At 60.1% G+C, this 9,297-nt stretch carries 9 protein-coding genes; 3 read left to right on the forward strand and 6 right to left on the reverse strand.

Features of this window, described 5'->3' with window-relative positions:
* Position 1: 1 nt before the first annotated feature.
* The 3 genes from ccoO to NKJ81_RS20680 form a co-directional block, all read right to left on the reverse strand.
* Positions 2 to 733, reverse strand: a complete 732-nt coding sequence (gene ccoO / locus NKJ81_RS20670) for a cytochrome-c oxidase, cbb3-type subunit II (protein ID WP_352541541.1) — start codon at positions 731 to 733, stop codon at positions 2 to 4.
* On the reverse strand, positions 724 to 2,355 hold the full coding sequence (gene ccoN, locus NKJ81_RS20675) for a cytochrome-c oxidase, cbb3-type subunit I (RefSeq protein ID WP_352541542.1): 1,632 nt from the start codon (positions 2,353 to 2,355) through the stop codon (positions 724 to 726). The genes ccoO and ccoN overlap by 10 nt, the downstream gene beginning before the upstream one ends.
* A gap of 607 nt (positions 2,356 to 2,962) precedes the next feature.
* Positions 2,963 to 3,709, reverse strand: coding sequence for a Crp/Fnr family transcriptional regulator (locus NKJ81_RS20680; protein ID WP_031194961.1), 747 nt, complete (start codon positions 3,707 to 3,709; stop codon positions 2,963 to 2,965).
* 154 nt (positions 3,710 to 3,863) lie between these two features.
* Between NKJ81_RS20680 and hemN the strand changes: the two genes are divergently transcribed.
* Positions 3,864 to 5,213 (forward strand): oxygen-independent coproporphyrinogen III oxidase, encoded by a 1,350-nt coding sequence (hemN, locus tag NKJ81_RS20685; RefSeq protein WP_352541543.1) that lies wholly within the window; start codon positions 3,864 to 3,866, stop codon positions 5,211 to 5,213.
* Positions 5,214 to 5,770: 557 nt separating this feature from the next.
* Here hemN and queE read toward each other — a convergent pair.
* The 3 genes from queE to queC are packed head-to-tail and all read right to left on the reverse strand — an operon-like array spanning position 5,771 to position 7,556.
* Positions 5,771 to 6,505: a 7-carboxy-7-deazaguanine synthase QueE gene (queE, locus tag NKJ81_RS20690; protein ID WP_352541544.1), complete on the reverse strand. Its 735-nt coding sequence runs from the start codon at positions 6,503 to 6,505 to the stop codon at positions 5,771 to 5,773.
* On the reverse strand, positions 6,502 to 6,858 hold the full coding sequence (gene queD, locus NKJ81_RS20695; protein WP_023722053.1) for a 6-carboxytetrahydropterin synthase QueD: 357 nt from the start codon (positions 6,856 to 6,858) through the stop codon (positions 6,502 to 6,504). The genes queE and queD overlap by 4 nt, the downstream gene beginning before the upstream one ends.
* Complete coding sequence (queC, locus tag NKJ81_RS20700; protein ID WP_031194962.1) at positions 6,858 to 7,556, reverse strand: 7-cyano-7-deazaguanine synthase QueC; 699 nt, start codon at positions 7,554 to 7,556, stop codon at positions 6,858 to 6,860. The genes queD and queC overlap by 1 nt, the downstream gene beginning before the upstream one ends.
* Positions 7,557 to 8,168: 612 nt before the next feature.
* On the opposite strand from queC, the gene NKJ81_RS20705 reads away from it, so the two are divergent.
* Positions 8,169 to 8,558, forward strand: coding sequence for a hypothetical protein (locus NKJ81_RS20705; protein WP_352541545.1), 390 nt, complete (start codon positions 8,169 to 8,171; stop codon positions 8,556 to 8,558).
* A gap of 254 nt (positions 8,559 to 8,812) precedes the next feature.
* Positions 8,813 to 8,956 carry a hypothetical protein gene (locus NKJ81_RS20710; RefSeq protein WP_352541546.1) on the forward strand — a complete coding sequence of 48 codons (144 nt, stop codon included), beginning with the start codon at positions 8,813 to 8,815 and terminating at the stop codon, positions 8,954 to 8,956.
* Positions 8,957 to 9,297: the final 341 nt, after the last annotated feature.

Raw genomic sequence — 9,297 nt, forward strand, 5'->3', positions numbered from 1 at the left:
CTCAGCGGTAACCGGCGGCTTCGTCATAGGTCCTGAAATCGACCAGCGTGCCGAGCATCTGGAGATAGGCGACCAGCGCATCCATTTCGGTGACCTGCTGCGGATCGCCGTCGAAGTCCCCAACCTTGGCTTTCGGATAGCGTCTCTCCAGGCCGGATGTGTCGGCATTCGCATCGGCCTGCGCCATGAGATCGGCATTGGCATGAGCGATCATGTCGTCTGAATAGGGCACACCGACACGGCTGTTGGCGATCAGATGCGTCGAGAAATCCTTCACCTCGATGGGCATGTCCTTCAGGAACGCGTAGCTCGGCATGATCGATTCCGGCACCACCGAACGCGGCTCGGTGAGATGCTGGACGTGCCATCCGTTCGAGTAGCGGTCGCCGACCCGGGCGAGATCCGGCCCGGTGCGCTTCGAGCCCCACTGGAACGGGTGGTCGTACATCGACTCGGCCGCCAGGCTGTAATGCCCATAGCGCTCGACCTCGTCACGGAACGGCCGGATCATCTGGCTATGGCAGAGGTAGCAGCCCTCGCGCACATAGATGTTGCGCCCCACCAGTTCGAGTGGCGAGTAAGGGCGCATGCCTTCAACCTTCTCGATCGTGTTGTCGAGATAGAAGAGCGGTGCGATCTCGACGATGCCGCCGATTGTCACGACCAGCAGGGACCCGAGGAGAAGAAGTGTGGCGTTCTTCTCGATGACCGCGTGTCTGTCCATCAGGCCCATTTTCTGGCTCCTGATCGTACAGGCTGGAGGGCGGGGATGGAGCGCGGCATCGGATCCTCCTCGCGCCGGTAGCCGAGGATGGTCATGGCGATGTTCCAGGCCATGATGAGGGCGCCCGACAGATACATCGCGCCGCCGATGGCACGCATGATGTAGTAGGGATGCATGGCGGCGACGGTTTCGGCGAAGGAGTAGACCAGGAAGCCCTGCTCGTTGTATTCGCGCCACATCAGGCCCTGCATGACGCCGGAGACCCACATCACCGCGGCGTAAACGACGATCCCAAGCGTCGCCAGCCAGAAGTGCCAGTTGACGAGCCGCAGCGAATAAAGCCGGTCGCGATTCCATAACTTCGGGACCATGAAATAAATCGCGCCGAACGAGATCATGCCAACCCATCCGAGCGCGCCCGAATGGACGTGACCTATGGTCCAGTCGGTGTAGTGCGAGAGCGAGTTGACGGCCTTGATTGACATCATCGGGCCTTCGAAGGTCGACATCCCGTAGAAGGCGATGGCCATCACCATCATACGGATGATCGGGTCGGTGCGCAGCTTGTCCCAGGCGCCCGAGAGCGTCATCAGGCCGTTTATCATGCCGCCCCACGAGGGCATCCAGAGCATGATCGAGAACACCATGCCGAGCGTCTGGGCCCAGTCCGGCAGGGCGGTGTAGTGGAGGTGGTGCGGACCGGCCCAGATGTAGAGAAAGATCAAAGCCCAGAAGTGGATGATCGACAGCCGGTAGGAATAGACCGGTCGGTTGGCTTGCTTGGGCACGAAATAATACATCATCCCGAGGAAGCCGGCGGTGAGGAAGAAGCCGACGGCATTGTGGCCGTACCACCATTGCGTCAGGGCGTCCTGTACGCCGGAGAAGGCTGAATAGCTCTTGGAGCCCAGGAAGGAGACCGGCATCGACAGGTTGTTGATCACATGTAGCATTGCGATGGTCACGATGAAGGCAAGGTAGAACCAGTTGGCGACATAGATGTGCGGTTCCTTGCGCTTTAGGATCGTGCCGAGGAACAGGATCAGATAGGCGACCCAGACAATGGTCAGCCACAGGTCCACATACCATTCGGGCTCGGCGTATTCGCGGCTCTCGGTGATGCCGAGCAGGTAGCCGGTTGCCGCCATGACGATGAACAGCTGATAGCCCCAGAACACGAACCAGCCGAGATCGCCGCCGAACAGCCGAGCGCGGCAGGTGCGCTGGACGACATACAGGGACGTGCAGAGCAGCGCATTGCCGCCGAAGGCGAAGACGACGCCCGACGTATGCAATGGCCGCAAACGGCCGAAATTGAACCAGGGCTGGATGTTGAGATCGGGGTAGGCGAGCTGCAGGGCGATGACCACGCCGACCAGCATGCCGACGACGCCCCAGAATACGGTGGCGACGGCACCGAAGCGGATCGGCCCATCCATGTAAGCGGCGGGGTCGATCGGAACTGCCGGCTTGAACTCCGTGTTGCGCAACAGAATCGCAGTGAAGCCAGCCACGGCGAAGAACAAAACCCACATATGCCGGCGAAAAGGTTCATCTACGCCGAAGCCGGCAGCCACCAGGGCCGCAAACGCAAACAGGCTTAGAAGGACGATCTCTGTGCCGAATTTCATCGCAAGCCCCGATTTCGAATTCCGGCGGGCGCCAAACCGCAGTGCCTTATTGCGCAGCCGTGGCCTGCTCGCCCTGATCCATGTCAGAGCCGCACGATTTTGCTTCGAGCAGCATCGAGTTCGGTGCGATCAGACTGTGGCGATCGAATTTGGAAGCGCACCACCGGCCGCCACGCCTAATCGACAGGCCCGGCGTCCCCGGTCGGGCCGGGTATGGAGGCGATCGCGGGCGTGTGGGGAAGCGCGCCTTCTGTGACGCTGGAAAGTAGGCCGATGCCTTGCCGAACGTCGATCGTTTCAATGCCTTGGGACAGCCAGCGCCAGCGTTGCGCTGCCTTCGTGACATTCATGGTTCGGGGAGACGGCGATTTTCCCCTGCGTATGAGGCGTCTTGACTTCGGCCGAGTGCAATCCTGCCTGGAACAGCCGGTTGCACATCGAGCACGTCGAGGATGGATGCTTCTCCGACGAGTTGGCCGAAACGCACCTGGCTCATGCGATCGGATGGAGAGCGGGCTGTCGCTATGCGACTTCTTCTAACGCCCAACGCGAGCATGCCCCGCCCCGAACGAAGTAAGTGACGTAGGCCATGCAGCTTCGGTGTCATTCAAACGGCGGTTGCGCCTCGGCCGCCGCAGCGCCGTTCCAGCCGGCTCATGCTGTCCACGGTGACACGGCGGTTGTTCTCGATCCGAATCACGCCGTCCATTCTCAGGCTGGTCAGCTGACGGCTCACGGTCTCGTTTGTAATTCCAAGGAAATCAGAGATGTCGGCACGCGTCATCGGCAGCTCGAAGCACGCCGACCTAGCCGCCGGGTCAACACTGGAACCGATGTTCCGGGCGATCATGAGGAGAAAGCTCGCCACCTTCTCCGGTGCGGTCTTGCGCCCCAGAGTCACCATCCATTCGCGTGCCTCGTCGAGTTCGTTCAGCGCCTGCTTGAGCAGGCGATGCACAAATTCCGGTGATTCCTTCATCATCCGTTCGATGGCCGCTCTCGGAAACGAGCATAGCGAGACAGCTGTTGCCGCTTCCGCATTGATCGCGCTTTTCATCTTGAAGGGCCGTCCCAGAAAATCCGGCGCGAACTGGAGACCGACGATCTGCTGGCGGCCGTCCGAAAGGCTCTTCGTGAGCTTCACCACGCCTGAAAGCACGTTTGAATAACAGTCGACCGCCTCGGCGTCGCCGATCAGTTCGACCCCCGGCTCGATGTTGTGCCGCGACGACGTCTTGGCGAGCTGAGCCAAATGGTCTGGTTCGAGCGCACCACAGACACCGCGGTGCCGTGCCTCGCAAGACAGGCAAAGAACGGGAATGCCGGAACTGTGAATGTCCTGCCGTAATGTCATTCGATCGCTCTACCGGTCCAGTGCGGGCAGGATAGCAATCGACGGTAGAAAAATCCTTGCGGCAGTTTGTCCGTGCTGAAGGTTGATCGAAATCAGGGCTTAGGCTCATCCAAGCATCCACAGTTCCGGCGACGCAAACACGGTGGACCACGACATGCGACTGGAGCTAGCTGCCAGACTTGGCGAGAACGTCCCGCGCTATACCAGTTATCCGACCGCGCCGCATTTCCATGCGGGGGTCGATGCCGTCGTTTACCGAGGCTGGTTGGAGGCGCTCCAAGGTGGTGACGAGATATCGCTTTACCTCCATATTCCCTATTGCGACAAGCTTTGCTGGTTCTGCGCTTGCCACACCAAGCAGACACGCCACTACGAACCAGTGACCACATATCTGCGCTCACTGGATGCCGAGATCGCAACCGTCTCCAGTCTTGTCGCAGGCAAGGGCCGCGTGCGTGCCGTCCATTTCGGCGGCGGTTCGCCAACGATGCTCAAACCGGAGGATCTGGTGGCGCTGGGAACCGTCCTGCGCAACAGCTTCACCTTTCTCCCCGGTGCAAAGATCAGCGTTGAGATCGAACCCAACGATATGGACGATGCCCGCCTCGATGCACTTGCCGAAATCGGCATGACAAGGGCGAGCCTCGGCGTCCAGGATTTCGACCCGAAGGTGCAGAAAGCGATCAACCGCGAGCAGAGCTTTCTGCAGACCAAGACGGTTGTTGATGGCGTTCGTTCGCGCGGCGTCGAATCCGTCAATCTCGATCTGCTCTACGGCCTGCCGCATCAGACCAGGGAGAGCGTCGCCTCCACGGTTGCACAGGCACTGACCCTGGAACCGGATCGGATCGCGCTTTTTGGCTACGCCCATGTGCCGTGGTTCAAGAAACATCAGACGATGATCGACGAGGCATGGCTGCCGGGTCCGGCGGAGCGGTTTGCCCAATCGCAATTGGCAGCGCGGGCGATCATGGACCAGGGATACGAAGCAATCGGGCTCGACCATTTCGCCAAGCCGGGCGATGGGCTGGCGCTTGCGGCCCGCGCCGGGACTTTGCACCGGAACTTCCAAGGCTACACCGAGGACCGCTACCAGACATTGATCGGCCTCGGCCCATCGTCCATCAGCCAGTTTCGCCAGGGCTATGCACAGAATATGCCTTCGACCGCCGAATATGGACGCATGGTTGCAGAAGGAGGGCTGGCAGCGGTCCGGGGTATCGCGCTTTCCGAAGACGACCGTGTTCGCGGCTGGATCATCGAGCGATTGATGTGTGACTTCGCCTTCTCGGCGATTGAGCTGGTAGAGCGCTTTGGCGAAGCCGGCCAAAGACTTCTCGTCCGAGCGAGTTCCACGGCCCTCCAAGATCCTGCGCGGTTGCTTGAACTTGATGGTGACCGCTTCGTCGTGCCTGCGGAAAGCCGGCCCTTTGTCAGGAGCATCGCGGCAAAGTTCGACAAATATTTCGAAATTGGAACGGCCAGGCACTCAGCGGCAGTCTGAGCACCGCAGAGGAACGGTCATGGTTCTCAGTCGATCGTGAACCGATTGCGCTATGTTTTTCACTGTTGATCGGCGACCGTCGTATCGAAACAGGATTCGGAGCGGACCAGACGCGTCTTGGCATAGTGACGATATCGTCCGGTCGTGCCTTCCGGCGCCGTATTCCATTTCGCAGTCCCTGAAGCGCCACGTCGAGTCCGGCCTCTTTTCTGTATCGGAAGCAGTCGACAATCGTCCTGGCCAGATCATGGTTGTCGGCCGACAGCTCCCTTCGGCCTTGCAACAAGAATCCGCAAGGACCGTGCCAGCTGCAGCAGGCGCCGCCGCACCGCACCACCATACTATCCACCCGTGGCTCGCGCTAACCCGTTGATTGGTTCGCGCCAGGGACGCCCGTCGAAACCGAGCCTCGGCAACAATCCGAGTCGTAAGCGGCTGGCCACGCTCTTGGTGCCGGTGGCAGAAGTCCGCAAGCACCCCGGCAGCGCCGTCAAGCGTGGGACAACCCGTCCACCCGAATATCCGCCGGCGCAGTTTCAGTGAAAAGCGCGCCTAGGCTACACGGCTCTCTTGTTACCCCAGAGCATAACGTGCAGCTGCGGCAGCACACGGGCTTCGAACCACCTGTCGCGGGTCACGCTATCAACCAGCCACTCCATCCGCTTCAATATTCCGTCAAGGTCGACAGGCGCGTCTTCATTTGCGAGGCGTGGCGGTGTGTGATTGCCGGGTTGCAGATAGATCGGAAGTCGCGGAAATCTCGCAGCGGCGTCTTTCGCGTAGGCGTAGTCCCTTTCGTCGAAAACAATGAGCTTGAGCACGACTTGCGGCCTGCCTTGTGCCGCCTGGAGGCAGGCCTCGAAAGCGGCCCAATCGGTCGTCATTTGGCTTGACGGCGGCTTTGGGCTGAGGACTAGCACGTCAAGGTCGGCAAACCAGTCTCTGGCCACCGAACCTTGGGTTTCCAGCGCAAAACGGTAACCTTCACCATGGCCTCGCTCGATGAGCCCGCCGAGCGGCTGGATGGCCGGATTGCCGCCTGACAGCGATACCATCAGCGGGCGGCCACCGGAAAGCGCAAGCACGTTTTGCCACACCGCGGCAATGGACATCATCTCCCATTCATGGCGGAATTGATTGTCCACCGCATGCAGGCTGTCGCACCAGGAACAGCGATAGTCACACCCGCCGGTTCTGACGAAGACCGTCGGCAAACCGATGAGCACGCCCTCGCCCTGGATCGTCGGCCCGAAAATCTCACTCACGCGGATTGCGGGATGCGTATCGGTCATGGCCGGTATTCCGCCCAGGTTTTCGGCGTTTCGCTCACCCGCACGGCCGAGGTTTCGCGCAGGCGTGCCTTGCACCATTCATAAAAATGTCTGGCCAGATATTCCGCCGTGACTTGCTCATGTCCCAGCACGTCGTTGAGATGTCGGTGGTCGAAGCTCTCGTCGATGTAGCGTTTGAATGGCGCCAAATCGTGATAGTCGCGCACGAAGCCGTTGTCGTTCAGTCCATTCGCTGAAAGCTCCACTTCAACGATGTAGTTATGCCCGTGCAGGCGCGCGCATTGGTGATCGGGTGGCAACGAGGTGAGCTGATGCGAGGCTGAGAAGTGGAATTCCTTGGTGATGCGGAACATTACGCGGTCCTCCTTCGCAGCGCATCGAGCCAGAAGTCGGAGTCCTCGTAGTCGGTGGGGTCCGGCTGCCCAGAGAGATGAAACGCCTCGCGCCGCTCGACGCAGGTCCCGCACCTCCCGCAGTGACGCTCGGCGCCCTTGTAGCAGGACCAGGTCTGCGCAAACGGCGTGCCGTATGCTGCTCCATTCCTAACAATGTCCGCCTTCGTGAGATTCACATAGGGTGCATAAATACGAATCTCCGCGTAGCCGTCGAGCGCGTGGTCCTGCATCATCTGGAAAGCGTCGATGAAGGCCGGACGGCAGTCGGGATAAATGAAATGATCCCCACCATGCACGGCCGTCGCCACCGCCTCAGCGCCGTGCGCTGCGGCGAAGCCGAAGGCAATGGCCAACATGATGGCGTTCCGGTTCGGCACCACCGTGACCTTCATCGTGTCTTCGGCGTAGTGCCCGTCGGGCACGTCCACATTATCGGTCAGCGCGGAGCCGGAAAGGCCGCCGCCGATCTCGTGGATGTCGATGATGCGGTGCGGGACGCTCAGTCGCTCCGCGCAAAGGGCGGCGAAGCCCAATTCCTTCCTATGCCGTTGGCCGTAATCGAAAGATAGGAGGCCGGCGAGTTCGTGCTCCGCTGCCACCTTGTGAGCAAGGGTAACGGAGTCCAATCCGCCGGAGCAGACGACGAGAGTCTTCATTTTTGGGTCCTTGTTTTAACCGGGTAGGCTGCGACCGGAGATTTCTCTGCGCTCCCAGTACTTCAGGAAATCCATTTTGTGAAGTGAACGGGGGACGAGTTTCATGCGCTGACGTGCCGCTGTGTGCAAGGCGCCCTCGCGGTGAGTCTGCAAGGAACACGGACTAGCGGAACGTCACGCTTCAGCGGAATGCTCAAAGGCGAGCGCACCAGAATATGCTCTGCAGGAGGTCCGGACCTTCGTAAACAAAGTTCTCGACGATCAAGCGCCCGGCGGTCCCGAGCTTCGAGGGACGCCACCGCGAGGGTTTCAGGTACAAGACGGCCCGAGGTTGGGCTTGCCGCAAGAGAACGGACTTACCAGTGGGATGTTCAGCGACGCCGATGCAGATGCCTGGAATGATCACGACATCAATTGTCGCGGCAACTTTGGCTGGCCTGCTCCTCGGGTTCCGTAGATCCAGCGCATTCCGCTTCAGGATCGGTTCGAACCGGAGCACGCCCTCGGTCAATGGACGTCCGGCAACAACCTGAATGATCGGTCGTGAGCCGACATCTGTGAACAAGCGGTGTGGTCGATTGCTATCACCCATGTGTTGCGCGCAGGTACCTTATGGCAGTGGATGAACTGGATTTGATGGTTTTACAGCTGGCGGTCGAAAGCGTCCGCTCGCTCTCCTTAAGCTTCGCTGAAAAGGCCGCCGAGGTAGCCACCAGGAGCCGCGGCATCCTGCTTTTCGACGTGCGGGTCGACGGTGATGCGGGGGTCCAGCGGGTCGCAGCCATCCGATATCAGGGCGACCAGATCGGCGTGCTGGCGTTGGACAGACAGGGCCTTGTTACCCACCATTGCATCGTCAACGGTACGTTCTCACATTTCATTGCGCCCTTGGAGAACTGGCACAACATGCCCCTGTCGATGCAGGCCAAGATCGATGCCAACGGCCATGCCAGTCTCTTCCTAGGGGCCTTGCGAAATGCCGGACATTTGCTGGGCAGCTAGCATTTTGGCTAGAATGCATCTGTGAATTTTTGCATGCGCATCGCTGCCGACACCGCTGGCATGATTGTCGTGCTCTAAAACGGCTGCGGCGATCCCGGCAAAGCGATCGCCGCGATGATGGCGATCTACGCGTGGGCGTTGCATCGATGCGCGATCTTTTAGACAGAGGTCTCCGCCTGGGATCGAGCAACATGCACGGAGGTACGCAAAACGCAAATGCATCAAGTAGTTGAAGGGACGAGCCCCTCGCGCAAATGGAGCTTGCGCTGCCGTTGTCGTCCCATCGTGCCGCCGAACTCGGGGGCGTGACGATCGACCACGATGGCCTATTTTTTTGCAAAGCCGAATGTCCCGATTCCGAAGCCAAGGAAAAAAACTCCGACCACAGCGAAGAATAGTAACAACACGGGCGACGCAAGCCGCCTTGCCCTCTAGCAGGGGAGGTGCTTGCGGTGCTCTCACCGACACAAGATCGCAAATGGCACGTGGGTGAGCACCAGAACTGGCGACACGCATGGTGATCGGCTTGACTCGCTGGAGGAAGCACAAGGCCTCAGTGGGCGGAGGCGCCAGCGACGGTCGAATACTGGCTGGCTGCTCGGGATCTGATCGGAAATGACGTAGGATTTGGTTGCTTAAGCCGATCCGAACCATTTCCCGGAGACCACACCCACCATGAACGATCTTGCGCTGCCGCTGAGCGGTTTGTCATCAGTCGGCGGCAAGTCCGTCGTCGCCC

It is taken from the genome of Mesorhizobium sp. M0018, assembly GCF_040323955.1.
In the GTDB taxonomy this organism is placed as follows: domain Bacteria; phylum Pseudomonadota; class Alphaproteobacteria; order Rhizobiales; family Rhizobiaceae; genus Mesorhizobium.